The organism is Nocardia bhagyanarayanae, from assembly GCF_006716565.1.
Lineage (GTDB): Bacteria > Actinomycetota > Actinomycetes > Mycobacteriales > Mycobacteriaceae > Nocardia > Nocardia bhagyanarayanae.
Genome location: NZ_VFPG01000001.1, coordinates 3,510,116 through 3,535,998 on the forward strand (window position 1 = coordinate 3,510,116; position 25,883 = coordinate 3,535,998).

The following is a 25,883-nucleotide window of genomic DNA, read 5'->3' on the forward strand; positions in this document are numbered from 1 at the left end:
CGCGTGACGGGCGCCGATCGCATCGCCGAACCGGACAGGGCCGACGCGCCCGGTCCGGTGGAAGCGCTGCGCGAGATCGGCTTCTGGCTCGAGCGCGAACGCGCCAAGAGCTACCGGGTCAAGGCCTACCGCGGTGCCGCCGATGTGGTGGCGGGGCTGTCGGCCGATGAGCTCGCCATGTACCAGGCGGCGGGGATCTGGCAGGATCTGCCGGGCATCGGACCGAAGACCGCCGCCGTCATCACGCAGGCCTGCGCGGGTCAGGTGCCCGATTACCTGACCGATCTGCGCCGCGCCGCCCAGCCCATCGGCGTGCCCGGCAAGCCCCTGCGCACCCGGCTGCGCGGTGACCTGCACACCCATTCCGACTGGTCCGACGGCGGCAGCCCGATCGCGGAGATGATGAGCGTCGCCGCGGCGCTCGGGCACGAATACTGCGCGCTCACCGATCATTCGCCGCGCCTGACCGTCGCCAACGGCCTGTCCGCCGAACGGCTGCGGCGCCAGCTGGACCTGGTCGCCGAGCTGAACGAGCGCTTCGCGCCGTTCCGCATCCTGACCGGCATCGAGGTCGACATCCTCGACGACGGCACCCTCGATCAGGAGGCCGACCTGCTCGCCGAGCTGGACATCGTGGTCGCCAGCGTGCATTCGCACCTGCGCGCCGACAGCGAGACGATGACCAAGCGCATGGTCTACGCGGTCGCGAACCCGAACGTGGACGTGCTCGGCCACTGCACCGGCAGACTGGTCACCGGCGGGCGGGGTACTCGCCCGGAGTCCACCTTCGACGCCGAACTCGTCTTCGAGGCGTGCAAGCAGTATGGCACCGCGGTCGAGATCAATTGCCGCCCCGAGCGTTTGGACCCGCCGTCCCGCCTGCTGCGGCTGGCTGTCGAGATCGGCTGCCACTTTTCCGTCGACACCGACGCGCACGCGCCGGGCCAATTGGACTGGCAGGGTTACGGTTGTGAGCGCGCCGTCGCCAACGGCGTCGATCCGGACCGGGTGATCAACACCTGGCCGGTGGACGAGTTGCTGGCGTGGACGGCGGCGTCCTGAGCGAGCCGGATGGTCGGCCGGTGAACGCTCGGCGAACATCCGGCGGGTACCCGAACGAAACGCGGTGCGGCACCGCAGAATGAGCGGCGAAAGGACTCTCGGGGGTGGGGCAAGCGTTGGACGATTTTCCGCTCGATACCGTCCTCGCGTTCATCGGTATCGTGGTGCCGCTCGCGGCGTTCCTGTGGGAGTTCGTCTTCGTCGGCCGCAGGCGGCTCGGCTACCGCGTGCAGATGGACACGCCCGTCACCGGCGAGATCGGGTCGGTGTATCCCGGTGTGCTGGAGCGGCTGCATCCCGACCCCGCCGGTACCGAAGCCGAACGGCGGGAACAGCTTCGCGATCTTTCGGTGGTGCTGGTCCGCATCGAGAACAGCGGCAACACCGCGATCTCCGAGTCGGACTATCTGTCGCCCTCCCAGCAGGTCGGCCTGCATCTGCACTTCCCGCAGCGCCGGGTGATCGGCATGGCCGTGACGGAGCTGAGCGATCGGGACCTCGCCCCAAGACTCGGCCCCTCCTCGGGTATCGCCATCAATGTGGAGCCCGACGGGCGCACGGGCGTCATCGATCTGCCGAAGGTGCCGCTCACCCGGAACGCGCACTACAAGATCCTGGCCATCTTGCAGCGTGGCGAGGGCAACGGCGACCGGGACGGCAACGCCAGCGATCAGGCTCCGGACCCGCTGCTGCGCGGCGACATTCGCGGCGGGAGCGTCGTCGAGACGCGCAGCCGCACCGGCACCTCCCGCGTGATGCTGCTGCTGACCGTGTTCCTGGTGTTGGTGATCATCGGGCAGTTCGTCGTCGACGCGCTCCAGCCACCGCCGCCGCCGCTCGACTGTGCCGCGGGCAACCTCACGCTCGTCGGCTCCTCGGCGTTCGATCCGGTGATCCGCGACGCCGCGGCACAGTACGAGAAGCGCTGCACGGCAGCCGAATTCGCCTTCGACTTCGAGGGCACCGAACGGGGTCTCGACCGGCTGGCCGAAGCCGGACCGGATTCCGGCCTCCTCACGATCAGCGACGGCGCGAAGGGCCCGGGTTACTCCGCGCTGCAAGCTCGTCCGCTCGCGCTTTCGCTGTTCGCCGTGGTCGTGCACGAGGATCTCGGCATCACCGATCTCACCGTCGCCCAGGTCAGGGATCTCTATCAGGGGCGAATCACCAACTGGCGGGAGGTGGGCGGTCCGGATGTGCCGGTGGTCCTGATCGATCGGGCGCCGGGATCGGGCACCCGGGTGATCTTCGAGAACGCGCTGCTCGGCGGCGCGCAACCAGCCCGCCCGCACCGCAGCTGCACCGCCATCAAGGACACCGCTGGTACCTACTGCGACGTGCCGGTCACCAAGGACATGCACAAGGCGGTCGAGGAGATCCCCGGTGCGATCGGCTATTCGGAGCTGTCCGAGGCGCGCAGGGCCGAGATGCGTGTGCTCACGCTCGGCGGCGTCGCGCCGGGGCGACAGGCCGCGATCGATCGCTCCTATCCCTTCTGGGGCGTCGAATACGCGTACAGTAACGGCGATCTGCCGGGCGACTCGCTCGCGGCGAGCTTCCTGCACTACCTGACGGCGGACGTGGGCGCGGAAGTGCTTCGCGCGCACGGCAACGAGCCGTGTGCCAGTGATCTACTCGAACCAGGCCGCTGCGCACCGGCTTCCTGAAGCGGTCGTCGTGCGTTGCGGGTCAGTCCGTTTCGGTGTGGCCGAAACAGTAGGCGGCGGCCGCCAGATACTGGCGACAGTCCGGCCCGTGCCCCGCGTGGACGCTGCGGAGGAACTGCGCGAGTTCCATGTCCAGGTCGGTCGGTTCGATACCGCAGTCTCTGTGCTGAGTGCTCCATAGATCCCGCTTGTCCAGCGATGTCTGCATCGTGCACCTCCAGCCCGCGACACTGCGTTGCGGGATGCCCGTTTCCCGTGCGCGGGCGGTTGTCGTGAGCGTTTCAGAGCGTGATCAGCTGCCAATCGTCCGGCAGTCGTGCCGCGTGAATCTGATGGCCCTCCGCTTCCAGATCGACGCTGACGTCGCCGAGGCGCAGCGCGGTGAGCGTCACCCGGCCCCAGGACTGGGGCAGCCGCGGCCGCACCGTCAGCGTGCGTTGCGGCACATCGGGATTCAGGCCGAGGAAGGCACGCACCAACAGCAGCGGCGCGGCGCTCGCCCACGCCTGCGGCGAGCAGGACGTGGGGTAGGGCACCGGTACCGCGAACCGAGAGCGCGGGAATCCGCAGAACAGCTCGGGCAGGCGCCCGTCGAAAGCCGCTGCGGCGTCCAGCAATCCGGTGGCCAGCCGGGTGGCCAGCTTCGTCGCGCCCGGCACGTGCTCGTAGCGCAGCAGACCGGCGACGGCGATCGCGGTGTCGTGCGGCCAGACCGAACCGCAGTGGTAACTCATCGGGTTGTAGGCGCCCATGTTGGAGGCCAGGGTGCGCAGCCCGAATCCGGTGTCCATCTCCTCCTTGGCCAGTTGACGCACCAGTTCCTCGGCGTGTTCGTCGCTGGCGATACCCGCCCAGAGACAGTGCGCCGCATTGCTGGTCAGCGCGTCGACGTGCCGTTTGGTGCCGTCCAGCGCGACCGCGTACCAGCCGCGATCGGGCATCCAGAACTGTTCGGTGAACTTGCCGCGCAATTCGGCCGCCCGCTCGCGCAGGCGCCCGGCCAGGCGCATCTCGTCGAAGGCTTCGGCCAGCTCGGCCCTGGCGAGCAGGGCGGCGTGCACATAGCCCTGCACCTCGCACAGCGCGATCGGAGCCTCGGCGAGATGTCCTCCCGCGTCGTTGATTCCGTCGTAGCTGTCCTTCCAGCCCTGGTTGATCAGACCGCGATCGGTGGCGCGACGGTACTCGACGAAACCGTCGCCGTCGCGGTCGCCGTACTCGGTGATCCATTCCAGGGCCGCGTCGGCGGCGGGCAGGAGGTCCTCGATCGCCGCCGGATCCGCGCCCCACCGATGGCATTCGGCGAGCAGCATCACGAACAGCGGTGTGGCGTCGGCGGTTCCGTAGTAGATGTTGCCGCCGAGCACCTGCCCGCCCGATGGACCGCGCCGCATCTCGTGCATGATCCGGCCCGGCTCCTCTTCGTTGAGCGGATTCAGTTCCTGCCCTTGGAGTTCGGCCAGCTGTTGCAGTGTGCCGAGAGCCAGGTCGACGGCGAGCGGCAACGCCATCCACGCCGTGAGCAGGCTGTCGCGACCGAACAGCGTCATGAACCACGGCGCGCCCGCCGCGACGAACGGTCTGCTCTCGCCGGTGTCGTCGTGGATCTGCAGCGCGCCCAGATCGCTTTCGGTACGGCGCAGCACCTGGGTGAGTACCGGATCCGCCGAGGAGATGTCGGTCGCGGTGTCGCGCCACGCCGCGATCTTGCGGCACGGTGCGCTGAAGCCCATGTGCTCGCCAGGCATGAGCGGCATCTGCACCTGCTGGTTGCCCAGCGTCGGCTGCGCGATGACCTCGGTCTGCCACTTGCCGCCGACCGGAACGACGACCCGCCACACCAGCGTGCCGGGCAGCACCGAGGGTTCCACGGTGGCCGAGATCGTGATACCCCGCATCCGGTCGGATCGATCGTGCAGCAGCAGTTCGCCCTCGGCGACGGTCACATCGGCGCGCATATGTCCCGCGCGGCCCTCCTTGACCGCGAACAGGTCGACGAAATCGGCGTCGACGTGCAGCTCCAAGGTGACCGCGGTGGGTTCGCGGCCCATGTTCTCCAAGGTGAGCAGCTCGTGCATGCCGTCGGCGACGATGCGCTCGCGCACGACGAGCAGGGTGCTGTCGGCCAGCCCGGCGTGCGGCGGCCTGCGCATGACGAATCGCGCGATGAACGCCTCCGGGCTGAGGACCGACAGCGGCTCCGCCGGTCTGCCGTCGACGAGCAGTTCCCACCGCGAGAGGACGCGCGCGTCCCGGAAGAACAGCCCGTGCGGGCGGCCGGGCTCGACGTCGCCGAGCCGGTTCGACAGGCAGAAGGTGCCACCTTCCACCAGGGTCACCGACCCGGCTCCGCCGAAGCCCGCGGGTTCACCCGAGTTGAGCGGCGTCGGGCCGCTCGCGGCGGAGGCTCCCGTCACGCGAGCCTGCCCGCGACCGCGACGGGCACGGTGGTCTCGGGAACACGGGTGCCGACCCGGTTCTTCGGCCGCAGGAGCTTGCGGTAGACCTGCTCGTACCCGCGGCCGGCGCCGTCGGCGCCGAAGTTGGCCTCGACGTGGGCCCGGCACGCCGCCGGATCCATCGCCTGCACCTCGGCGATCGCCGCGGTCAGTTCGGCGGGATCGTCGCAGATGCGTCCGGTGACGCCGTCGACGACCACCTCTTCGACCGCGCCGCCGCGCAGCGCGACCACCGGTGTGCCGCAGACCATCGATTCGATCATCACCATGCCGAAGGGTTCCTCCCAGCGGATCGGGAACAGCAGGCAGCGCGCACCGGCGAGCAGCTTGCGCTTGGCCTGCGCGTCGGCCATCCCGAAGACGTGATCGCGGTCGGTGAGCAGCGGGCGCACCTTCTCTTCGAAGTACGCCAGCTCAGGTGGTTCGCTGCACTTGCCTGCCAGGATGAGCGGAATTCCGGCGGCGTGCGCGGCTTCCAGCGCCAGGTGCGGCGCCTTGCACTCGTTGAACCGGCCGAGGAACAGCGCGTAGTCCTCTTTCTCGGTCTGGAACGGCCAATCCGCCACCTGCAGCGCGTTGTGCACCCGCCCGGCCCAGTGCAGGTCCGGGGCGAGCGCGCGCTGGCGGTCGCTGATCGCGACGAGCGACACCTCGTCGCCCATCGCCTTGTAGTACCGGTAGCAGTCGTCCTGCACGGGTCCGTGGACGGTCACCACGGTGGGCAGGCCGAGGCCGTAGTACGCCGGTGCGTTGAGCGGACCGGCGAAGGTGTGGTCGTGCACGAGATCGACGCCGTGTGTCGCCTGCAGGCGTTCGATCGCCCTTCGCGCCTTCAGCGCGTGCACGACTTCGGGGAACGGATCGCCGAGCCGTTCGGGCAATGCCCGATCCCAGAGCGGAACGAAGCGAGCCTTGGTACCCGGCTCGCCCGCTCCGAACAACGTCACATCATGGCCACGCGCTACCAACGAATCGACCAGATCGGCGACTACCGCCTCGACGCCGCCGTAAGCCTTCGGCGGCACGTCGAAATAGGGCGGAACAACCATGGCAATGCGGAATCGGGTACCAGGGTGATCGATCGAGAGAAGATCCGAAGCCACACGCTGCGCCGAAACCGGCGCCGAGAACACTGCGCTCATGACCCTCCTTCCAGGGACACAACCATTGCACTCGCATCCACCCAGCACACCGATGCGCCGGGTGCCTAACGTGGTGGCCGCCGCCGGCGGAGGTGGAGCGAAAACTTCACCGCCGTCCATGGGGCTTGGTTGGCCTGTCACAGTGGAACGTGTCAGGGGAGGCCGAAGGGGTTGTACCTCGTTTGGCGAGGCTCAAACCAAGCAGTTGCTGGAAATCTTCTTCGATCCGTTATCCTACCGATAGTTCCGTCTCGAATTTGTGCTTATCGGCAGCGTTTTTTTCGGAGCTTTATGCGCTCTCCACAAAAATTTTTCCATGCCCGTCGGGCGTGGCGAATTTCAGCAAACTTACAGCTTCCGCTCGGAGGGCGGCCTCGTCCGCCGCGGAGAGCGGATGCCAGGGCGTGATGCGCACGGTGTCGTCCTCCAGCGCCCAGCGGCCGTGCACGAATCCGTCGACGAGGTACATCGGCACGCCCGCCGAGGCTTCCTTCGCGGTGCGCTGGCGATCCTCCTCGCTGATCACCCTGCGGCGGTCCTTGTGGCCGAGCAGCGCGTTGTCGAAGGCGGGCAGGAAGCGCACCGGGACGTCGAGATCCGGATCGGCCAGCGGCGCCTCCGGGAGGTCGAACAGCACGCGGTGCCGGTCGTCGGTGTAGACAACCAACTCCGAGCGCATCTCGTCGACCACCTCGGCGAGCCGGGTGATGCCCGCCCACGCCTGCATGTCCGCGACGGTCGCCGGACCGAAGGCGGCGAGATAACGCCGGATGAGCGCGGCGGGGTCGGGCTCGGCCATCGGCGCGCCGATCCACTCCTCGGCGAGACCCACGGTGACGTAGCGGTTGCGCCACCGGCCCCACGCCCCGGTGTCCGGGCCGTGCGCGAGCGGGACGAGCAATTCGACGGTCTCGGCGAGCCTGCGGACGTGCCGGTCCGGGAACCGATCGGCGAGCAGTTCGCCGAATTCACTACGGCTCAATCGCTTTCCGGCCAGGAGTTCGCGGCCCGCCGCGGCGAGCTCGGCCAGATCGATGCCGTCGATCTCCTCGCGGTAGTACGCGGCTTTCAGCGCCGCGTCGACCACCGGCTGCACGGTCGGGCGCAGCCAGCGGAAGTCGGCGCTGTCGGCCAGATGCACGGTGCGGCGAATCATGATGGAGCGCACCAGTTCTCGATCGCGCAGCAGTGTGGCGAGGTCGTCGTGCCGGAACTCGGCCAGGCGCGTCCACAGGCCGATGTAGGGCCAGTTGGGTTCCTGGCCCTGCACCGCTACGAGGTGCCTGACGAGCTCGAACGGCGTCAGATCCACCCGCTCGACCAGCTTCTGGCGCAGCAGCAGGGTCCGGTTCAGCTCGCGTAGCGATAGTTCCGTCATGACCCCATCCTGGCCGAGGGCACCGACAATCCGACCGGTCCGTCCCGGTCGGCCCGCCCGTCAGACCGGCTCGGGCCGCATGCGCAGCGGCACGGCGATCCGGTTCCAGAGATTGATCATCGCGGTGATCGCGACCAGGCCCGCTCGCGCGCCCTCGTCGAAGTGCTTTTCCACCTCGGCCCAGATCTCGTCGCTCACGCCGTGCTCGCCGAGGCGGGTCACGGCTTCGGCGTAGGCCAGCGCGGCACGCTCGGCCTCGCTGTAGAGAGCCGACTCACGCCAGGCGTCGAGCTGGAAGATTCGCTTCTCGGTCTCACCCGCCAGGCGCGCGTCGGTGGTGTGCATGTCGATGCAGTACAGGCACCCGTTGATCTGCGAGGCGCGGATCTTCACCAGTTCCAGGATCACCGGGTCCAGCGGCCCGCGCCGGATCGCGCCCTCGGCGGCGATCCACGCCTGATAGACCTCGGGCGCGAGTTCCGGCAGCTTCATCCGTGACATGCGGTCGTCCTTTCGTCGAGATTTCGCCTTACCCAGGAGAGACGAGACAACGCCGAGGAATGTGACAACGCGGGCTCGGACACGACGATGGCCCGGGACGTCGCGCCCGGGCCATCGGTGTCGATGCGGCTCAGCTCTGCTTCGGTTGATCGGCGCGGTAGAACCACTCCGCGAGATCGAAGTCCTTGCGGATCTTGCCCTGGTCGACGAGGAACTGCTTCGTGCCGGTGAGTAGCTGGACGCCCGCCTCGGGGAACAACGACTCCGGAATGTACGAGGGCGTCGCGGTCGCCCGTACCACGGCCTCCGGCGCTTTGGACTGTCCCACTTCGTAGTTCACGTAGTCGTCCCAGTGCGTCCGCGCGTAGGCGTTGGCCTCGGTGAGGATCGCTTGCCAGGCAGGCCCGAACTCCGGATGGGTGTCGAGGAAAGCTTGGCTGCTCACGGCCGATGAGGTGCCGCCGAGGCCGGGATGGTTCGCTCGCACCGAGTCGATCAGCCGGAAGCCCTTGGCCAGGAAGGATTGCAGGAACGACGACGGGTTCACGTCGGGCAGCGCCGTGGCCGCGATGTCGCCGTTGTTCAGCGGCGCCTCCGAATCGGCCGAGAGCAGGTGGATCAGATCGGCTTGCACCCCCGCCTCGCGCAGCGCCCCCTGTAGATACCGGTCGATGTACGAGCCGGACGGGACCCCGATCTTCTTGCCCGCCAAATCCTTGAGCGAGGTGATCGACGGGTCCTTCACCACCACACCGGCATTCAGGCCGACGGCGTTGATGGCGAGCAGCCGCGTCTGCAGACCGCTGCCGCGGGCTATCAGGGCCGGAGTGTCGCCGTAGCTCGCCACGTCCAGCTTCCCGCCGACCAGCGCCTGGTTCAGGTCCGGCCCGTTCGGGAAGCTGAAGACCTCGATGTTCCGCACGCCGAGCGGTTGCAGCGCGGGTAGCAGGGCGCCGCGCTGATGCGCGAAGCCGAGCGTGCCGGTGAGCACGTTGCCGGTACCGATGACGCCGATGCGCAGCGTCTGGATCTCGGCGCGGGTCGCCGAATCGTCGGTGCCGGAGCCGCAGCCGGTCAGCACGACGGTGGCGGCGGAAAGCAGGGCGGCGACGAGTGGCCGCAGGGTACGCATGGGGAAACGGTTCGCTTTCTTCATGATTCGATCAGCCGTGGCGGCGGTGTGCCGTGCGGCAGTTTCGGGCCGACCGCGACGAGGCTGCCGGGGGTCCGGCCGCGCCCCCAGCCCAGCTTTTCGCGGTAGCGCCCGATGTGGTGCTCCGGGATCGCGGCGTCCGCGGACAGCGGCGTGGATTCCGGGTCGACGTAGAGCGCGTCGGCCGGGCAGTACGCCTCGCACATGAAGCAGGTCTGGCAGTCGGATTGCCGTGCGATGACCGGTATTCCGGAGGCCGTGCGGTCGAACACGTTGGTGGGGCAGGCGTCAACGCATTTGTCGCAGCCGATGCAGTCCTCGGCGCGCAGCAGCTCGATCACGACGCCACCGCCAGGGTGGTGTTGCGGGCGGGTGTGGTGCCGGTCCACACCGCGTCCAGTCCGCCGGACAGGACATGATGGTGCTGCCCCGGATCCTGTTCGGGGTGGTCGGCGCGCTTGCTCATACCGCGGGTCTCGGTGCGCGCCAACGTCGAGGCGTACATCAACCGGCCGACCGCGGTGATCGCCGCGGCCTGCCTGGCTCGAACGCGGTCGTCGCCGGTGTGCCCGCCGAGCCCATCGCTCGCGCGCCGCCAGATCGCGTCGAGTTCGGCCAGCGCCGGACGTATCCGATCGCCGTGGCGCAGGTAGTTCTTCTCGAACGGGATCAGCTCCGCCTGTGCCGCCTCGACCACCTCGGACGCCGCCACCGGATCGGATCCGCTGGGACGCAGACCGACCCGGCCCGCGCCGCGCAGCCGCCCCTCCGCGCCGCGCCCCTCGCGCAGCGCGAACCGGGCCGCGCCCGCGCCCGCCCAGCTGCCCGAGGACATGGCCCATGCCGAATTGTGGCTGCCGCCGCCGGTGAAGCCCCCGCAGATGCGCTCCCTGGTCGCGGCGTCGCCCGCCGCGTACAGGCCCGGCACGGTCGTCGCGCAGTCGTCGTCGACCACGTCGATGCCGCCGGTGCCGCGCACGGTGCCCTCGGCGAGCAGATCGACCTCGAAGCGGTCGGTGAACGGATCGATGCCGCGCCGGTCGAACTGGAGGAAGAAGTTGGGCTGGCCGAGACGCATCTGCTCCTGCACGGCCGCGTCGGCACGGTCGAGTTGCGCGAACACCTTCTCGGTCAGGAGGGTTCGCGCGATCACCGAGCGGCCCTTGGTCGAGCCCGCGCCCTCCAGCACCCGGCCGTCCTCGTGGAAGAAGGTGGCGTAGCCGTAGTAGGCGGTCTTGGTGATGGTGGAGCCCTTGGGCACGATGGCGTAGGCGTTGGAGAACTCCATGCCGGAGAAGCGCGCGCCCACCTCGGCGGCCATCAGCGCGCCGTCCCCGGTGTCCACGTTGGTGCCGAGCGCCTTGGAAAGGAACGCGCAGCCGCCGGTGGCGAGTACCACCGCGCCCGCGGTGATCCGATAGTCCCGTTCTGCCTGGCGCTGGTAGCCTGCCGCGCCGCGCACCGTGCCCTCGTCGTCGACCAGCAGCTCCAGCGCGGGGGAGTGATCGAGGATGCGGACGCCGATCCGCTTGAGCCAGGCCCGCATTCGGCGCATGTACTCCGGACCTTGGACGCCGGTGCGGAGCTGCTCGCCCGTAGTCGGATCGACGGGGAACGGGTAGCGGCCCTCGACCGCCAGCCGATTCATGTTGGCGTAGGTCTGATCCAGCACCCGGTCCATCCAGTAGTGGTCGGCCAGGTGCCCACCGAGCGCCTCGCGGCTGGCCTTGGCGTTGGCGCGGGCGGTCGCCTCGGGTGCGACGTACCAGACGCCGGTGCCGGACGGTGCCGTCGCGCCGCTGGTCCCGCAGTAGCCCTTGTCCACCAGGGTCACCTCGGCGCCCGCCTCGGTCGCGTGGATGGCCGCCCACGCTGCGGCGGGGCCGCCGCCGATCACCAGGACATCGGTGCTGGTCTGCCATGGTTCGTTCATTGGTCGGCTCCTGTCGGTGCGTCGGGATTCACGCCGAGTGCGAGCAGCAGCCGGCGGCGGAGGGCGGAGAATTCGGGATCGATCACCGAGCGCGGGCGCGGGATGGCGATGTCGAATGATTCGGCGATGCGGCCGTCGCGCAGGACGAGGGCGCGGTCGGCGAGCAGCAGCGCCTCTTCCACGTCGTGGGTGACCAGCAGGACCGCGGGCCGGTGCTGCTGCCACAGCCGCGCTACCAGCGCTTGCGCCTTGAGTCTGGTCAACGCGTCCAGCGCGCCGAACGGTTCGTCGAGCAGCAGCAGATCCGGGTTGCGCACCAGCGCGCGGGCCAGCGCGACGCGCTGGGCTTCGCCGCCGGACAGCGTCGCCGGCCACACCTCGGCTTTCGCCGCGAGGCCGACCTCCTCCAGCGCCGTCAGTGCGCGCTCGCGAACGCCCTTCCCGTCGACGCCGAGTATCACGTTGCGCCACACGGTGATCCACGGGATCAGCCGGTGTTCCTGGAAGACGATTGCCTTGGAGCGCGGCGCCTCGAGCGTGCCGGTGAAGCCGCTGTCCAGCCCGCCGATGGCGCGCAGCAGCGTGCTCTTGCCGGAGCCGCTTGCGCCGAGCAGCGCGACGAATTCGCCGGGGGCGATGTCGAGATCGACGCCGCGCAGCACCGCTCTGCCGTCGAAGGAGCGACCCGCGTCACGGACGCGGACCCCGGAATGGATCGTGGTCGTCATCGCTACTCACCCTCGAATCCGGTGCGCCAGGACAGGAATCGGCGTTCGAGGGCGCGCACGAGCAGATCGCTGAGCAGGCCGAGCACCGCGTAGATCACCAGCACAAGGAAGATCTGATCGGTGCGCAGGAACTCCTTGGCGTCGTTCATCAGGAAGCCGAGACCAACGGGGGTGGTCTGCATTTCGGCTACCACCAGCGCGAGCCAGCCGATGCCGAGCGCTTGGCGCAGCCCGACGAAGATCTGCGGCAGGGCGCCGGGCAGGATGATCCGCCAGGTCAGCTCGAACCGGCCGAGGCCGAGCGATTCGGCGGCTTCCACCAGCCTGCGGTCCACCGAGCGGATGCCCGCGAAGACATTGAGATAGATCGGGAAGATCGGCGCCACGGTGATCAGGGCGATCTTGAACGAGTCGCCGATGCCGAACCAGATGATGAACACCGGGAGCAGCGCGAGCGCGGGCAGCATGCGCAGCGCTTGCACGGGAGCGTTGATGAGATCCTCGGCAACCCGGAGCAATCCGGCCGCCGCGCCGAGCACCAAGCCGATCGTGATGCCGAGCGAGAGACCGAGCGCCACCCGGCGCGCCGAGGCCGCGAGGTGCTCCCACAGCTCGCCGGAGCGGATCAGCTCCCAGCCCGCGGCCAGCACCTCGGTGGGCGCCGGTGTCGTGACGCCGAGCCAGTCGCGGGCGCCGAGCTGCCACAGGATCAGGAGGAGAACGAGGCCGGACGACTTGCGCGCCACACCCGAGAACCGGCGTACGAGGGCGCCCGAGCGTTCGGGCACCTGTTTCGCGACGACGGCGGGGGGCGAGGAAGTGACCGGATCCAATTGCAGCGTCATCTGGCAACGGTCCTAACACGAGTGATACTGGCGAAAACCTAAGGCCGCCCGTCTCGTGGCGAAATGGTTCGGATCAGCGCGATCCTGACGGGTGCTCGTGGCCGGTTTCCGCGAGACGCTGGAATTCGGCTGCGCCCGCGTCCGGTGAGCCCGAGTCCGAGCGGCGGGTCCGCCCGGTGACTTGTAGGGTTCATGGCGAGCCGGAGGGTGTCCGGTGGGATGCGACGCAGGGAAGGGACAGCGGGGATGTCGGACGCATCGGTCGAGGTGCTGCTCGATGACTTCGAGAACAAGGACAAGTGGGAGCTCGCGGGGGACGGGGCGGGCCGGACGCACCTCACCACGTTCGCCGAGGGCGCGCCGAGCAAGACGCCCGGCGTCTACGCCGACGGCGTCGCGGGCGAGGATCAGCGGGCGCTCGTGCTGCTGGTCAAGTCGGCGGAGACCGATCTCGAGGTCGAGCTCGTGGCGAAGCCGGGGCAGTCGTTCTCGATCGCCGGTCGGTTGGCGGTGGTGAACCTGTGGGTGCGCTCGCCGCACGCGTCGATCCGGGTGTCCGCGCGCCTCGGCGGCGAGCACGGTGAGCGAGAGTTGGTGCTCGGCAGCGTCACCGCGGGCCCGGACTGGCAGCGCCTCGGACACGAACCGGCCGACGCGATCGCCGACGCCGATCTCCTGGCGTTGAAGATCCGGCTCACCGACGTCGTCAAGCGGGAGGGTGAGGTCATGATCCTGCTGGACGACCTGACCGCCCAGACCACGGCGTGAGAACGGGTATCTCGACGAGAACAGCCCCGGCCGTCCGGCGCGGGGCTGTCTTCGAGTGACGCGGTGAGCCCGAGGCTCAGCCGCGGAACGGATGGGTGCGGTCCAGGTCGAGATTCAACTCGACCACGTTGACCCGCGGCTCACCGAGGAACCCGAGGGTCCTGCCCTCGGTGTGCGCCGTGACGAGCGCGCGCACCTCCGCCTCGGGAACGTCGCGCTCCCTGGCGATTCGCGGCACCTGGAGTTCCGCGTAGGCGGGGGAGATGTGCGGATCGAGGCCGCTGCCGCTCGCGGTGACCGCGTCGGCGGGCACCACCGGCTCGGCGGGCGCGTCGCCCCGGATCGGCACGAGACGGCCGACCGAGTAGTCGACACCCGGCTCGGCGCACTCGACCCGCACGCCGCGATAGGCGTCGAGGAACGGTGTGGCGGGGCACGCCTGGTTCACGCTGATCACCTGGACCGGCCGCGAGATCTCGCCGTCGGCGTCGCGCGGTCCGATCACCGAGAGGACTGCGCCCACACCGTCTTTCGTGCAGTACGGGCGGGATCCGTCGACCCCCTCGCGGTCGCCGATCTTCTTGCTTCGCGCGCACACGGTGCTCAGCAGGCTCGCTCGTCCCTCGGGATCGAAGACGTTCTGATCGACGATGTCCTCGGGTCCCAGGTTGCTCGCCCCCGTGGACAGCGGGTCGTAACCGTCACCGGCGGCGGACGGGCGGCTCTGGAAGTACTGGGTGAGTGCGTTGCCGTCGGCGTCGGTGAACGACTGGCCGATCAGGCTGCTGCCCACCACCTTTCCGTCCGACTCGATCAGCGATCCGTCGGCTTTCTCGTGCAGGCCCGGCAGTTGGCCGATCGCGAAAACCGCAAGCGGATAGACGATTCCGGTGATCGCGGTCAGCACGAGCAGGGCACGCAACGCGGCCAGGTGTTGCCGGATCCAAGTGGACATACGCATGTCAGGACATCCCGGGGAGGAGGTGGACGACGAGATCGATGAGCTTGATGCCGAGGAACGGCGCGACGATGCCGCCCAGGCCGTACACGGTCAGGTTGCGGCTCAACAGTTTCGACGCGTGCGCCGGGCGATAGCGCACGCCGCGCAGCGCCAGCGGGATCAGCGCCACGATGACGATCGCGTTGAAGATCACCGCGGACAGAATCGCCGACTGCGGACTGGCCAAGCGCATGATGTCGATCAGGTCCAGGCTGGGATATAGTCCGACGAACAGGGCCGGGATGATCGCGAAGTACTTCGCGATGTCGTTGGCGATGGAGAACGTGGTCAGCGCGCCGCGCGTGATGAGCAGCTGCTTGCCGATCTCCACGATCTCGATGAGCTTGGTCGGGTCGGAGTCGAGATCGACCATGTTGCCCGCTTCTTTGGCCGCCGAGGTGCCGGTGTTCATCGCTACGCCGACGTCGGCCTGGGCCAGCGCGGGGGCGTCGTTGGTGCCGTCGCCGGTCATGGCGACCAGGCGTCCGCCGTCCTGTTCCTTCTTGATCAGGGCGAGCTTGTCCTCGGGGGTGGCCTCGGCGAGGAAGTCGTCGACGCCCGCCTCGTCGGCGATCGCCTTGGCGGTCAACGGATTGTCGCCGGTGATCATGACGGTACGGATGCCCATCCTGCGCATCTCGTCGAAACGCTCCCGCATTCCCTGCTTTACAACGTCTTTCAGGTGAATCACCCCGAGCAGGCGGGCGACGCCACCGTCGATCTCGCCGACGACCAGGGGAGTGCCGCCGGAGGCGGAGATACCGTCCACCAGGACGCCGATATCGTCGGGCACCGAACCGCCGTGGGCGCGTACCCATTCGGTGACCGCGCTCGCCGCGCCCTTGCGCAGCCGATGCCCGCCGGCGAGGTCGACGCCCGACATGCGGGTCTGCGCGGTGAATTCCACCCAGGTCGCGCCGGTAAGCTCGCCGGGCGTGCGCTCGCGCTTGCCGTAGGCCTGCTTGGCGTACACCACGATCGAACGGCCTTCCGGCGTTTCGTCCGCCAGGCTGGACAGCTGCGCGGCGTCGGCCAGTTCGTCGTCCGGAATGCCGGGCGCCGGAAGGAATTCCGAGGCCTGCCGGTTGCCGAGCGTGATCGTTCCCGTCTTGTCGAGCAGCAGCGTGTTCACATCGCCCGCGGCCTCGACCGCACGGCCCGACATGGCGAGCACATTGCGCTGCACCAGCCGGTCCATGCCCGCGATGCCGATCGCCGACAGCAGCGCGCCGATGGTGGTCGGGATCAGGCAGACCAGCAGCGCGACCATGACGATCCCGGTGATGCCGTCGGCGTCCAGCGCCGCCGTGTCCGGCACGCCGGGGTTGTTCGCCTTCGAGAAGATGGCCAGCGGCTGCAAGGTGACGACCGCGAACACGAAGATGATCGTCAGCGCGGCGAGCAGGATGTTCAGCGCGATCTCGTTCGGCGTCTTCTGCCTGCTCGCGCCCTCTACCAGGGCGATCATCTTGTCGATGAAGCTCTGGCCCGGCTCCTGGGTGACGCGCACGACGATCCGGTCCGAAAGGACGGTGGTGCCGCCGGTGACGGCGGAACGGTCGCCGCCGGACTCGCGGATGACCGGCGCGGATTCGCCCGTGATGGCCGATTCGTCCACGGAGGCGATGCCTTCGACCACGTCACCGTCGCCGGGGATCACCTGCCCCGCCTCGACCACCACATAGTCCCCGCGGCGCAATTCGGGTGCGGCGACCCGCTCTTCGACCACCCGCGCGCCGGGCGACCACTCGACAAGGCGGCGCGCCACCGTGTCGGTCTTGGCCTTGCGGAGCGTGTCGGCCTGCGCCTTGCCGCGGCCCTCGGCGACCGCCTCGGCCAGGTTGGCGAACAGCACGGTGAGCCACAGCCACGCCACGATGGACCAGGCGAACACGCTCGGGTCGGCGATCGCGAGCACCGTCGACCAGACGGCGCCGACCTCCACGATCAGCATCACCGGATTGCGCCACAGTGTGCGCGGATCCAGCTTGCGCAGCGCGCCGGGCAGCGAGGTGAGCAGCAGGGCGGGGTCGAGCACGCCGCGCGCGACCTTGCGGTCTTTCGGCTCCGGCGCCGCCTCCGGCCTGGCGAATTCCGTTGTGGTACTTGTCATATCAGTGGATTCCCTCGGCGAGCGGCCCGAGCGCGAGCGCGGGCAGGAAGGTGAGCGCGACCAGGATCACGGTCACGCCGACCACCAGCCCGACGAACTGCGGGCGATGGGTCGGCAGCGTGCCGATCGACGCGGGCGTGGTGCCCTGCTTGGCGAGTGATCCGGCGAGCGCGAGCACGAAGACGATCGGCAGGAACCGGCCGAGCACCATGGCCAGGCCGAGTGCGGTGTTGTACCACTCGGTGTTGCCGGTCAGACCCGCGAACGCGGAGCCGTTGTTGTTGGCGGCGGAGGTGAAGGCGTACAGCACCTCCGACAGGCCGTGCGGCCCTCCGTTGAGCATGCTCGCGCGCTGACCGGGCAGCGCCATGGCGATCGCGGTGAAGGTCAGCACCAGCAGCGGGCTGATGAGGAAATACGAAGCGGCCAGCTTGATCTCGCGCGGCGTGATCTTCTTGCCCAGATACTCCGGGGTGCGTCCGACCATGAGGCCCGCGACGAAGACGGTGATCACCGCCAGGATCAGCATGCCGTACAGGCCGGAGCCGACGCCGCCTGGCGCGACCTCGCCGAGCTGCATGTCGAACATGGTCATCAGGCCGCCGAGGCTGGTGTAGGAGTCGTGGAAGGAGTCCACGGCCCCGGTGGAGGTGAGCGTGGTGGCCGCCGCGAAGGTGGCCGAATTCGCCACGCCGAAGCGGGTTTCCACGCCCTCGGTGGCCGCGCCGATGGCCGTCGGCACTGTTCCGTGGTGCTGCAACTGGAACAGATTGGTCAGCGCGATGCTGGTCAGGGCGATGGCTCCCATGACAGCCACGATCGCGTAGCCCTGCTTGGCGCTGCCGACCATGCGGCCGAAGGTGCGCGGCAGCGAGCAGGCGATGACCAGGATCAGGAAGATCTCGATCCAGTTCGTCCAGGTCGTCGGGTTCTCGAACGGGTGCGCGGAGTTGGCGTTGTAGAAGCCGCCGCCGTTGGTGCCGAGTTCCTTGATCACCTCCTGGCTCGCGATCGGGCCGCCGGTGATCGTCTGCTGTGCGCCCGCGACGGTCTGGGCGACCTGGTCGTGGAGCTGGAAGTTCTGGACGACACCGCCCGCCACGAGCACGATCGCGAAGACGAACGCGATGGGCAGCAGGATGCGCAGCGTTCCGCGCACCAGGTCGACCCAGAAGTTGCCGAGATCGCCGGTGTGCCTGCGGGCGAAGCCGCGCACAAGCGCGATCGCGACCGCCATACCCACCGCGGCCGAGACGAAGTTCTGCACGGCGAGCCCGGCCGTCTGCACGAGGTGGCCCTGGGTGGATTCGCCGGAGTAGTTCTGCCAGTTGGTGTTCGTCACGAAGCTGACCGCGGTGTTCCAGGCCAGCGCCGGGGTCATCTCGGTGGCGGGATCGTTCAGGTGCAGCGGCAGCTTGTCCTGGAGCAGCTGGAAGAAGAACAGGAACAGGATGCCGACCGCCGAGAACGCGAGGACGCTGCGGGCGTAGACGCCCCAGGTCTGCTCGACTTCCGGCTTCGCGCCTATGGCGCGGTAGATCAGCCGCTCCGCGCGGGAGTGCTTCGCGCTGCTGTAGACGCGGTACATGTAGTCGCCGAGTGGGACGTGCACGAGGACCAGCGCCAGGACCAGGGACGCCATGAAGACGATCCCCGCGGTTGTCGTGTTCACCTAGAACCTCTCGGGGAAGAGCAGGGCCGCCACCATGTAGACGGCGACGAGAACGGCGAGCGCGAGACCGATCAGGTTCGCGGTCACAGCTTCTCCACCCCTCGTTGAATCAGACCCAGCAGTGCGAACACCGCGATCGTGAGCGCGGTGAACACCACGACAGACATGACTTTCGACCTCCTTGCGGCTCCCGGATGTGGAGCGCACAGCGAGTCAAACGCCCGATCGGGGCCGAAGCCCGTTCCCTGACGAGTTCTTAGCGCCTCGCGCCGCGGCATTGACGGTTCGTTGACGGTGAGTGAGGGCCGCGACTGCGGCCGGGATGTCCTGATGTCGGCCTTCGACACGAGACGGACTGGTGGCGTGCCACGTCGGGCGGGCGGGTGCGCGGCGACGGGGGCGGCGTTGGGTGTCGCAGAAGGATGGCGTCAAGGGACGGGGCGGGACCGTCAATAGACCGTAAAAATTCGCCTCGGTCTTGCGCGGCGGCGGTATTCCTGGTGGGGCCGATCGGACGAGGTATCCGTGCCGTCGGCGCCTCGCTCGCCCTGTGGAAAGGATCGACATGTCTCCGGTCACCATCGCGGTGCTGCTCGGGTTCGTGTGCTGCGCGCTGGTCATTCGCGTGTTCGCGCTGCGTGGAACGGACGCGCGGCCGGTGCCCGTCGCGGCACGGAGCGCTCGGTCGGGAGGCTCCGCACCGAGCGTCGATGCGTGAGGGGCGGTGCAGCGCGCCGCCTGATCCGAGGGATTCGCGGCGTGGATGCTGGGACGCGCGATGATGGACACGTGAAGCGCGGTCGACTGCGGATCTACCTCGGTGCGGCGCCCGGTGTCGGCAAGACCTATGCCATGTTGGGCGAGGCCCACCGGCGGCTGGAGCGCGGACGCGACGTGGTGGCCGCGGTGGTGGAGACGCACGGCAGGGCCAAGACCGAGAAGTTGCTCGCGGGCATCGAGCGGATACCGCCGAAGATCATCGAGTATCGCGGCGCGCGATTCCCGGAACTCGACGTGGACGCGGTGCTGCGCCGCGCGCCCGCGGTCGTGCTCGTGGACGAACTCGCGCACACCAACACGCCGGGCAGCGCCAACCAGAAGCGCTGGCAGGACATCGAGGAGTTGCTCGACGCGGGCATCGATGTCATCTCGACTGTCAACGTTCAGCACCTGGAGAGCCTCAACGACGTGGTCGAGCGGATCACCGGCATCCAGCAGCGCGAGACGGTCCCGGACGCCGTCGTGCGTGGCGCCGAACAGGTCGAACTGGTGGACATCACACCGGAGGCGTTGCGGCGCAGACTTTCCCACGGCAACGTCTACGCGGCCGACAAGGTCGACGCCGCGCTGCGCAACTACTTCCGGCCCGGCAATCTCACCGCGCTCCGCGAGCTCGCGCTGCTGTGGCTGGCCGACCAGGTCGACGCCGCGCTGGCGAAATACCGTGCCGACCATCACATCACGGAGCTGTGGGAGGCGCGCGAACGCGTGGTGGTCGCGGTGACCGGCGGCCCGGAATCGGAGACGATCGTGCGCCGGGCGAGCCGGATCGCGACGAAATCCAGCGCCGATCTCGTCGTCGTGCACGTGGTGCGCGGGGACGGGCTGGCGGGCGTGTCGACCGAACGGCTGGCCCGGCTGCGTGAGCTCGCCGCCAGCCTGGACGCCTCGCTGCACACCGTCACCGGCGACGATGTGCCGGGCACGCTGCTGGAATTCGCCCGCGAGGTGAACGCGACCCAGCTGGTGCTCGGCACCTCGCGGCGTTCCCGCTGGGCGCGCATCTTCGACGAGGGCATCGGCTCGGCCGTCGTGCAGCGCTCCGGAAAGATCGACGTGCACATGGTCACCCACGAGCAGGCCCATCGCGGCGTGCGCTGGCGGGGGTTGGTGCCACGTCAGCCCGCTCTCGCCTGGCCCGCGGCCATCCTGGTCCCGATGCTGGTGTGCGCGCTGAGCGCCGTGCTCGACACCTACCTCCAGCTGGGCGGGCTCAGCGCGGTGTTCTTCATCGGGGTCGTGGCGGTCGCGCTGCTCGGCGGCGTGCTGCCCGCCTCGTTCTCGGCGCTGCTGTCGGGGTTGCTGCTGAACTGGTTCTTCACCGATCCGCGCTACAGCCTGACCATCGCCGAACCGGACAACTTCGTCACCGTGGTGGTGATGCTGTTCGTCGCGGTCGCGGTCGCGGCGTTGGTCGATGTCGCCGCCAAGCGAACGAGGCAGGCGCGCAAGGCGTCTCGCGAAGCCGAGCTGCTGACCATGTTCGCGGGCGCGGTGCTGCACGGCGCCGACCTGCCCAATCTGCTCGAGCAGGTGCGCGAGACGTTCGGGCTGCGGGCGGTGAGCATGGTGAGCGGCGGCGCCGTCGTCGCTGAGGTCGGCGCGGAACCGCCTCAGCGAACGGGCGCCGCCGACACCGTCATCGAGGCGGGGGACGGCGCCAGCCTGCTGTTGCTGGCGGGGCATACGCTCGACGCGGCCGATCTGCCCGTGCTCAACGCGGTGACCAACCAGGCGGCGGGACTGGTGCGCCAGGCGAGGCTCGCCGAGGAGGCGAGCGCCGCGGCGGCGCTGCTCGAGGCCGACCGACTGCGCCGCGCACTGCTCTCGGCGGTGAGCCACGATCTGCGGACGCCGCTGGCGGGCGCCAAGGCCGCGGTGTCCAGTCTGCGCAGCGACGACATCGAGTTCTCGCCGGAGGACACCACCGAATTGCTGGAGACCATCGAGGAATCGGTGGATCAGTTGACCGCGCTGGTGGGGAACCTGCTCGACTCCTCTCGACTGGCCGTCGGCGTGGTGAGCCCGCGGCTGCGGCGGGTGTACATGGACGAGGTGGTGCATCGCGCCCTGGTGAGCGTCGGGATGGGTGCGCGCGGTCTGCGGCGCGCGGCGATGGACCGGGTGGAGGTGTCCGTCGGCGAGGTGTCGGCGCTGGCCGACGCGGGTCTGCTGGAGCGGGTGCTCGCCAACTTGATCGACAACGCGATCCGCCACTCACCGCCCGACACCCCGGTGCGGGTGACCGCCGAACGCGACGGTGACCACGTCGCGATCGCGGTGGTCGACCGCGGACCGGGGGTGCCGCCCGGCGCGGAGGAACAGCTCTTCGAACCCTTCCAGCGACTGGGCGATCGCGACAACACCACCGGCGTCGGTCTCGGCCTCTCGGTGGTGCGCGGTTTCGTGGAGGCGATGGGCGGCGTCGTACACGCCGAACCGACGCCGGGCGGCGGGCTGACGATGCTCGTCGATCTGCCCGCCGCGGATTCGGTTGCGCCAGTCTCGGAAGCGGACTTGCGGCCCGAGGCGTCGGCGGTCGGCCTCGACGGTGAGAAGGCGGGCGCGGCGTACGCGCCGGAGCGGGACGGTTCTGCTTCGGCGGCCGATGGCGATGAAGCCGGGGCTGCGAGCGAGATCGAGGTGTGGGAGCGGAACGGTTCTGCGCCAGCGCCCGGGTCGGCACTCGATGGGGACGGGGCGGCGCGCCAGGCCGAGGTGCCGGAGCCGAACGGATTCGCGTCCGCACCGGCATCCGGGGCGGGTGGCGAGATCGCGGCGAGCGAGTGGCGGGCGTCCGAGTCCGGGGACGGTCGCGGGTCGTCCGGCGCGGCTTCGGGTGAGCGCGTCGGTGCGGGGGAGGATGGCAGGGATGGCTGCGGCGCGGCGGGGCCGGGGGCGCGCCCGGATGGCGAAGGTGGTGGAGCGTGGTGAAACGGGTCGTGCCGCAAGGGGATTCGTGGTGAGCGAGGTCAGGCCGGAGGCCGAAGCGCCGAAGCCGCCGCCGATCAAGGTGCTCGTTGTCGACGACGAGCCGCAGATCGTGCGCGCGCTGCGGATCAACCTGTCGGTGCGCGGCTACGAGGTGATCACCGCGGGCACCGGCGCGGCCGCACTGCGCGCCGCCGCGGACAAGCACCCCGACGTGGTCATCCTCGACCTCGGCCTGCCCGATATGGACGGCATCGAGGTGCTCGGGGGACTGCGCGGCTGGACCGGCGCGCCGGTCATCGTGCTCTCGGCGCGCACCGATTCCACCGACAAGGTGGAGGCGCTCGACGCGGGCGCCGACGACTACGTGACCAAGCCGTTCGGGATGGACGAACTGCTTGCCCGGCTGCGCGCGGCCGTGCGCCGCGGCGCGACCGACGGCGAGACGTCCGATCCGGTGGTGGTGACCGATTCGTTCACCGTCGACCTGACCGCCAAGCAGGTCACCAAGAACGGCGCGGCCGTCCATCTCACGCCGACGGAGTGGGGGATGCTCGAGATGCTGGTCCGCAACAAGGGCAAACTCGTCGGCCGCAAGGAACTGTTGCGCGAGGTGTGGGGGCCGTCCTACGCGACCGAAACCCATTACCTGCGGGTCTATCTCGCGCAGCTGCGCCGCAAACTGGAGGACGATCCCTCGCGGCCGAAGCACCTGCTGACCGAGGCGGGCATGGGGTATCGCTTCCAGGTCTGAGCGCAGCCGCGTCCGCGCTCGGCCGGTCGCGAGCCGAGGACGCACGGTGCCGGACGGCCGATGTGGCCGGGGTCGCACCCAGGAATGGCGTCCGCCCGCACGCTGTTGGCAGGCGTGAGCCGTTCCCGACGAAGATGGCAGGATCGAACCCATGGCTGAACCAACCGTTGCCCCTGCGACCGGCACCACGGCGTCGACCACCGTGGAGCCGACCACCCTCTGGGTCGAGCGCACCGGCACTCGCGCCTACACCGGACGCAGCTCCCGCGGCGCCGAGGTGCTGATCGGATCGCAGGGTGTGCCCGGTGTGTTCACGCCCGGCGAGCTGCTGAAGATCGCGCTGGCCGCCTGCTCCGGCCTGAGCGCGGACTTCCCGCTCTCGCGCAAGCTGGGCGACAACTTCGACGCGACCATCCGCGTCGCGGGCGACGCCGACCGGGAGAACGAGGTCTACCCGCAGCTGGACGAGGTGTTCGAGCTGGATCTGAGCGAACTGGACGAGGCGGAGCGCGAGCGGCTGCTCGTCACCGTGCAGCGGGCCATCGACAAGGTCTGCACCGTCGGCCGCACGCTGAAGGCGGGAACCAAGGTCACGCTCTCCTTCGATATCGACTCGTAACAGCGCTGTCGGGCGAAGTCCGAAGCCGCGAAGGCGCGGAGGAGGCCCTGACGCGTTCCCGAGCGCCCGGCCGCACCGACTTGCGGCCGGGCGCTCGGCATGTCCGGCCCCCTGCGCCACGCGCGACGGCCGGTACGGCATCCTGAGCGGATGACTGAGACTCCGCACGGCGCGGCCGAATCCACCGACCGGGTCCGGCTCGGCGCCTGGGTGCACGGCACGGTGCAGGGCGTCGGTTTCCGCTGGTGGACGCGCTCGCGCGCGCTGGAACTCGGCCTGGTCGGTTCCGCGCGCAACGCCCGCGACGGACGCGTGCACGTGATCGCGGAGGGCACTCGCGCGGCGTGCGAGCGTTTGCTGGAACTGCTCCGATCGGGCGATACGCCTGGCCGCGTGACTTTGGTTGTGGAAAGCTGGGAGCCTCCGCGGGGTGATTTGACCGGATTCGAGGAGCGCTAGTGGTGGATCCGACAGCCATGGGGAGGGATCGGTGAGCACGCAGAACCCGGGCGACGGGGACCAACGGCGTCCCGAGGAGCCCGCCGAGCAACCGGAGTGGACCACCCCTGAGCTGAACGTGCCGGAGCCGCCGGATCTACCGGGCCCGAGCGAGCAGGGACCGCCCCCGTCCGGCCCGCGACCGGGCAGCATCCAGCGCCAGGAACCGGGCGTCACCCAGCCCCGTCCGCCGACCGTCGCCGAGGCGCGCGCCAGGGACAAAGCCCGCAAACGCGCCGCCGAGGCGCAGCGCGCGGCGGAGGCGGCGGCCGAGGCCAAGAAGCGGACCCGCAAGCGCGTGCTGATCGGCGGCGTCGCGGTCGTCGGCGTCGCGGGACTCGTCGGCGGCGGCTATCTGGCGTACCGGGCGCTCACCGCGCCCGACGAGGTCACCGCCTACTGCGTGAAGAACGAGAACGGCCAGGAGCTCGTCGTCGAGGACAAGTACTGCACGCCCGGCACGGCGGGCTTCGTCGACGACAGCGGCGGCGGCTCGCACGGCCACGCGGGCCCGATCATCATCTACGGCGGCGGCCCGCAGTACCGCTACTACTACGGCGGCAACAACACCATCGGCAAGGCGCCCGTCGGCGGCTCCACGCTGAAACCCAAGGGGGCCCAGATCACCACCAAGTCCGGCACCACTATCCAGCGCGGCGGACTCGGCAGCAAGAGCACCGGCGGTGGTTCCTGATGCGTCGAGTCCGCGGCACGCCGCGCCAGGACTGGAAGCGGATCATCGAGGGGCAAGGATTGGTCTACGGCGCGCCGGGCCGTGACGCCAGCGGTCAGCCGCGCCCGTACTGGGACGAGTCGGTGCACTACGAGTTCGACATGCCGGAGATCCTCGCGCTGGAGGCCGATGTCGAACTGCTGCACTCGATGTGCCTGAACGCCGTCGAGCACGTCGTGCTCACCGAGCGGTTCCGGGATTTCGGTCTGCCGGAATGGAGTTGGGAGCCGATCGCCGAATCGTGGCGCCGCGGTGACCCGCACGTGTACGGCCGCTTCGACCTGCGCTACGACGCGCGCCGCCCGGCGAAACTGCTGGAGTACAACGCCGATACGCCGACCTCGCTGCTGGAGGCGGCGATCGTGCAGTGGCACTGGCTCACCGCGCAGTATCCCGACGACGACCAGTGGAACTCGTTGCACGAGAAGCTGGTCGAGCGCTGGGGCGTGTTGCGCGACCAATTGCCCTCGCCGCAGCTGCATTTCACCTGGTCCTCCGCGGACGCCACCGGCGAGGACAACGTCACGACGGCCTACATGCAGGAGACGGCCGCCGAAGCGGGCTTCGACACCATCGCGCTGCCCATCGAGGAGGTCGGATTCGACACGGAGCTGGAGCGTTTCGTCGATCTGGCCGAGGCGCCGATCGAGTCCGTCTTCAAGCTCTACCCGTGGGAGTGGGTGCTCGACGACGATTTCGGCAAGCGCGTGGTGCAGAGCCTGCCGCAGACCATGTGGGTCGAGCCGCTGTGGAAGACGCTGCTCAGCAACAAGGCGATCCTGGCGATTCTGTGGGAGATGTATCCCGGGCACCCGAATCTGTTGCCCGCCTATCTCGACCAGCCCAACGAGCTCACCGAATACATCCGCAAACCGAAGCTCGGCCGCGAGGGCGCCAACATGACGATCGTCGGCGCCGGACTGGAGACCGCCACCGGCGGCGTCTACGGCGCCGAGGGGTTCGTGTACCAATTGCTCGACCCGCTCCCTGAATTCGACGACATGCGGCCCGTGCTCGGCGCCTGGATCGTCGGCGACGCCGCCGCGGGCCTCGGCATCCGGGAGACCGCCGGACTGATCACCGACGACGGCGCGGCGTTCGTTCCGCACCGCATACCGACCGAATAGACCACTCACCCAGCAGGGAC

General features: G+C 69.3%; 23 protein-coding genes and 1 pseudogene. 10 read left to right on the plus strand and 14 right to left on the minus strand.

The annotated features are described in order from the left end of the window. The first annotated feature begins 3 nt into the window (after positions 1 to 3). The gene (locus FB390_RS14830) at positions 4 to 1,062 is read left to right on the plus strand and encodes a PHP domain-containing protein (protein ID WP_246124027.1); all 1,059 of its coding nucleotides are present in this window, start codon (positions 4 to 6) and stop codon (positions 1,060 to 1,062) included. A gap of 104 nt (positions 1,063 to 1,166) precedes the next feature. Next, positions 1,167 to 2,729: a substrate-binding domain-containing protein gene (locus FB390_RS14835; RefSeq protein ID WP_246124028.1), complete on the plus strand. Its 1,563-nt coding sequence runs from the start codon at positions 1,167 to 1,169 to the stop codon at positions 2,727 to 2,729. A 22-nt stretch (positions 2,730 to 2,751) separates the two neighbouring features. Here the strand turns inward: FB390_RS14835 and FB390_RS14840 are convergent, their stop codons facing one another. From FB390_RS14840 to FB390_RS14885, 10 genes are all read right to left on the minus strand, one after another. Further along, positions 2,752 to 2,937: a hypothetical protein gene (locus FB390_RS14840; RefSeq protein WP_141809478.1), complete on the minus strand. Its 186-nt coding sequence runs from the start codon at positions 2,935 to 2,937 to the stop codon at positions 2,752 to 2,754. A gap of 73 nt (positions 2,938 to 3,010) precedes the next feature. Continuing rightward, positions 3,011 to 5,146, minus strand: a complete 2,136-nt coding sequence (locus tag FB390_RS14845) for an amylo-alpha-1,6-glucosidase (protein ID WP_141809479.1) — start codon at positions 5,144 to 5,146, stop codon at positions 3,011 to 3,013. Further along, on the minus strand, positions 5,143 to 6,237 hold the full coding sequence (locus FB390_RS14850) for a glycosyltransferase family 4 protein (RefSeq protein ID WP_141811780.1): 1,095 nt from the start codon (positions 6,235 to 6,237) through the stop codon (positions 5,143 to 5,145). Before FB390_RS14850 ends, FB390_RS14845 begins: the two co-directional genes overlap by 4 nt. A 382-nt stretch (positions 6,238 to 6,619) precedes the next feature. Next, positions 6,620 to 7,708, minus strand: coding sequence for a winged helix DNA-binding domain-containing protein (locus FB390_RS14855; protein ID WP_141809480.1), 1,089 nt, complete (start codon positions 7,706 to 7,708; stop codon positions 6,620 to 6,622). Positions 7,709 to 7,768: 60 nt separating this feature from the next. Further along, positions 7,769 to 8,209 (minus strand): carboxymuconolactone decarboxylase family protein, encoded by a 441-nt coding sequence (locus FB390_RS14860; protein ID WP_246124029.1) that lies wholly within the window; start codon positions 8,207 to 8,209, stop codon positions 7,769 to 7,771. A 130-nt stretch (positions 8,210 to 8,339) separates the two neighbouring features. After that, the gene (locus tag FB390_RS14865; protein WP_141809481.1) at positions 8,340 to 9,341 is read right to left on the minus strand and encodes an ABC transporter substrate-binding protein; all 1,002 of its coding nucleotides are present in this window, start codon (positions 9,339 to 9,341) and stop codon (positions 8,340 to 8,342) included. A 20-nt stretch (positions 9,342 to 9,361) separates the two neighbouring features. Further along, a complete protein-coding gene (locus FB390_RS14870) occupies positions 9,362 to 9,703 on the minus strand; it encodes a 4Fe-4S dicluster domain-containing protein (protein ID WP_141809482.1) in 342 nt (113 codons plus the stop codon). After that, positions 9,700 to 11,295 (minus strand): FAD-dependent oxidoreductase, encoded by a 1,596-nt coding sequence (locus tag FB390_RS14875; protein WP_141809483.1) that lies wholly within the window; start codon positions 11,293 to 11,295, stop codon positions 9,700 to 9,702. The genes FB390_RS14870 and FB390_RS14875 overlap by 4 nt, the downstream gene beginning before the upstream one ends. Next, positions 11,292 to 12,023 (minus strand): ABC transporter ATP-binding protein, encoded by a 732-nt coding sequence (locus FB390_RS14880; RefSeq protein WP_141809484.1) that lies wholly within the window; start codon positions 12,021 to 12,023, stop codon positions 11,292 to 11,294. The genes FB390_RS14875 and FB390_RS14880 overlap by 4 nt, the downstream gene beginning before the upstream one ends. A gap of 2 nt (positions 12,024 to 12,025) precedes the next feature. Further along, the gene (locus tag FB390_RS14885) at positions 12,026 to 12,868 is read right to left on the minus strand and encodes an ABC transporter permease (protein ID WP_141809485.1); all 843 of its coding nucleotides are present in this window, start codon (positions 12,866 to 12,868) and stop codon (positions 12,026 to 12,028) included. A gap of 246 nt (positions 12,869 to 13,114) precedes the next feature. Here FB390_RS14885 and FB390_RS14890 point away from each other — a divergent pair, with 246 nt between their 5' ends. Further along, positions 13,115 to 13,636: a hypothetical protein gene (locus FB390_RS14890; protein ID WP_141809486.1), complete on the plus strand. Its 522-nt coding sequence runs from the start codon at positions 13,115 to 13,117 to the stop codon at positions 13,634 to 13,636. Positions 13,637 to 13,712: 76 nt separating this feature from the next. Here the strand turns inward: FB390_RS14890 and FB390_RS14895 are convergent, their stop codons facing one another. Genes FB390_RS14895 through FB390_RS34860 form a run of 4 tightly spaced genes read right to left on the minus strand, consistent with a single transcriptional unit; the run spans position 13,713 to position 18,628 of the window. Further along, positions 13,713 to 14,597, minus strand: coding sequence for a potassium-transporting ATPase subunit C (locus FB390_RS14895; RefSeq protein ID WP_141809487.1), 885 nt, complete (start codon positions 14,595 to 14,597; stop codon positions 13,713 to 13,715). 1 nt (position 14,598) lies between these two features. Further along, positions 14,599 to 16,749, minus strand: coding sequence for a potassium-transporting ATPase subunit KdpB (kdpB, locus tag FB390_RS14900; protein ID WP_141809488.1), 2,151 nt, complete (start codon positions 16,747 to 16,749; stop codon positions 14,599 to 14,601). A 1-nt stretch (position 16,750) separates the two neighbouring features. Continuing rightward, complete coding sequence (gene kdpA / locus FB390_RS14905; RefSeq protein WP_141809489.1) at positions 16,751 to 18,421, minus strand: potassium-transporting ATPase subunit KdpA; 1,671 nt, start codon at positions 18,419 to 18,421, stop codon at positions 16,751 to 16,753. Next, positions 18,422 to 18,628, minus strand: coding sequence for a potassium-transporting ATPase subunit F (locus tag FB390_RS34860; protein WP_425465866.1), 207 nt, complete (start codon positions 18,626 to 18,628; stop codon positions 18,422 to 18,424). Between the two features lie 358 nt (positions 18,629 to 18,986). On the opposite strand from FB390_RS34860, the gene FB390_RS33520 reads away from it, so the two are divergent. The 7 genes and pseudogenes from FB390_RS33520 (at position 18,987) to FB390_RS14945 (ending at position 25,863) form a co-directional block, all read left to right on the plus strand. After that, a complete protein-coding gene (locus FB390_RS33520) occupies positions 18,987 to 19,139 on the plus strand; it encodes a hypothetical protein (RefSeq protein WP_185757035.1) in 153 nt (50 codons plus the stop codon). Positions 19,140 to 19,210: 71 nt separating this feature from the next. Further along, positions 19,211 to 21,694, plus strand: a pseudogene (locus FB390_RS14920) (DUF4118 domain-containing protein); the annotation flags it as partial. Between the two features lie 469 nt (positions 21,695 to 22,163). After that, positions 22,164 to 22,886 (plus strand): response regulator, encoded by a 723-nt coding sequence (locus FB390_RS14925; RefSeq protein WP_281292308.1) that lies wholly within the window; start codon positions 22,164 to 22,166, stop codon positions 22,884 to 22,886. A 151-nt stretch (positions 22,887 to 23,037) separates the two neighbouring features. Beyond that, a complete protein-coding gene (locus FB390_RS14930) occupies positions 23,038 to 23,505 on the plus strand; it encodes an OsmC family protein (protein WP_141809490.1) in 468 nt (155 codons plus the stop codon). A 150-nt stretch (positions 23,506 to 23,655) separates the two neighbouring features. Further along, positions 23,656 to 23,964 (plus strand): acylphosphatase, encoded by a 309-nt coding sequence (locus tag FB390_RS14935; protein WP_141809491.1) that lies wholly within the window; start codon positions 23,656 to 23,658, stop codon positions 23,962 to 23,964. 31 nt (positions 23,965 to 23,995) lie between these two features. Continuing rightward, complete coding sequence (locus tag FB390_RS14940) at positions 23,996 to 24,697, plus strand: hypothetical protein (protein WP_141809492.1); 702 nt, start codon at positions 23,996 to 23,998, stop codon at positions 24,695 to 24,697. Next, positions 24,697 to 25,863, plus strand: coding sequence for a glutathionylspermidine synthase family protein (locus FB390_RS14945; RefSeq protein ID WP_141809493.1), 1,167 nt, complete (start codon positions 24,697 to 24,699; stop codon positions 25,861 to 25,863). The genes FB390_RS14940 and FB390_RS14945 overlap by 1 nt, the downstream gene beginning before the upstream one ends. Positions 25,864 to 25,883: the final 20 nt, after the last annotated feature.

What these genes read in the sequence shown, in the direction of transcription:
- FB390_RS14930 (WP_141809490.1), top strand. Translation starts at nt 23,038, where the DNA reads ATGGCTGAACCAACCGTTGCCCCTGCGACCGGCACCACGGCGTCGACC.
- FB390_RS14880 (WP_141809484.1), bottom strand. Translation starts at nt 12,023, where the DNA reads ATGACGACCACGATCCATTCCGGGGTCCGCGTCCGTGACGCGGGTCGC.
- FB390_RS14895 (WP_141809487.1), bottom strand. Translation starts at nt 14,597, where the DNA reads ATGCGTATGTCCACTTGGATCCGGCAACACCTGGCCGCGTTGCGTGCC.
- FB390_RS14890 (WP_141809486.1), top strand. Translation starts at nt 13,115, where the DNA reads ATGTCGGACGCATCGGTCGAGGTGCTGCTCGATGACTTCGAGAACAAG.
- FB390_RS14850 (WP_141811780.1), bottom strand. Translation starts at nt 6,237, where the DNA reads ATGGTTGTTCCGCCCTATTTCGACGTGCCGCCGAAGGCTTACGGCGGC.
- FB390_RS14935 (WP_141809491.1), top strand. Translation starts at nt 23,656, where the DNA reads ATGACTGAGACTCCGCACGGCGCGGCCGAATCCACCGACCGGGTCCGG.
- FB390_RS14945 (WP_141809493.1), top strand. Translation starts at nt 24,697, where the DNA reads ATGCGTCGAGTCCGCGGCACGCCGCGCCAGGACTGGAAGCGGATCATC.
- FB390_RS14885 (WP_141809485.1), bottom strand. Translation starts at nt 12,868, where the DNA reads ATGACGCTGCAATTGGATCCGGTCACTTCCTCGCCCCCCGCCGTCGTC.
- FB390_RS14840 (WP_141809478.1), bottom strand. Translation starts at nt 2,937, where the DNA reads ATGCAGACATCGCTGGACAAGCGGGATCTATGGAGCACTCAGCACAGA.
- FB390_RS14875 (WP_141809483.1), bottom strand. Translation starts at nt 11,295, where the DNA reads ATGAACGAACCATGGCAGACCAGCACCGATGTCCTGGTGATCGGCGGC.
- FB390_RS14860 (WP_246124029.1), bottom strand. Translation starts at nt 8,209, where the DNA reads ATGTCACGGATGAAGCTGCCGGAACTCGCGCCCGAGGTCTATCAGGCG.
- FB390_RS14855 (WP_141809480.1), bottom strand. Translation starts at nt 7,708, where the DNA reads ATGACGGAACTATCGCTACGCGAGCTGAACCGGACCCTGCTGCTGCGC.
- FB390_RS14865 (WP_141809481.1), bottom strand. Translation starts at nt 9,341, where the DNA reads ATGCGTACCCTGCGGCCACTCGTCGCCGCCCTGCTTTCCGCCGCCACC.
- kdpB (WP_141809488.1), bottom strand. Translation starts at nt 16,749, where the DNA reads ATGACAAGTACCACAACGGAATTCGCCAGGCCGGAGGCGGCGCCGGAG.
- FB390_RS33520 (WP_185757035.1), top strand. Translation starts at nt 18,987, where the DNA reads ATGTCTCCGGTCACCATCGCGGTGCTGCTCGGGTTCGTGTGCTGCGCG.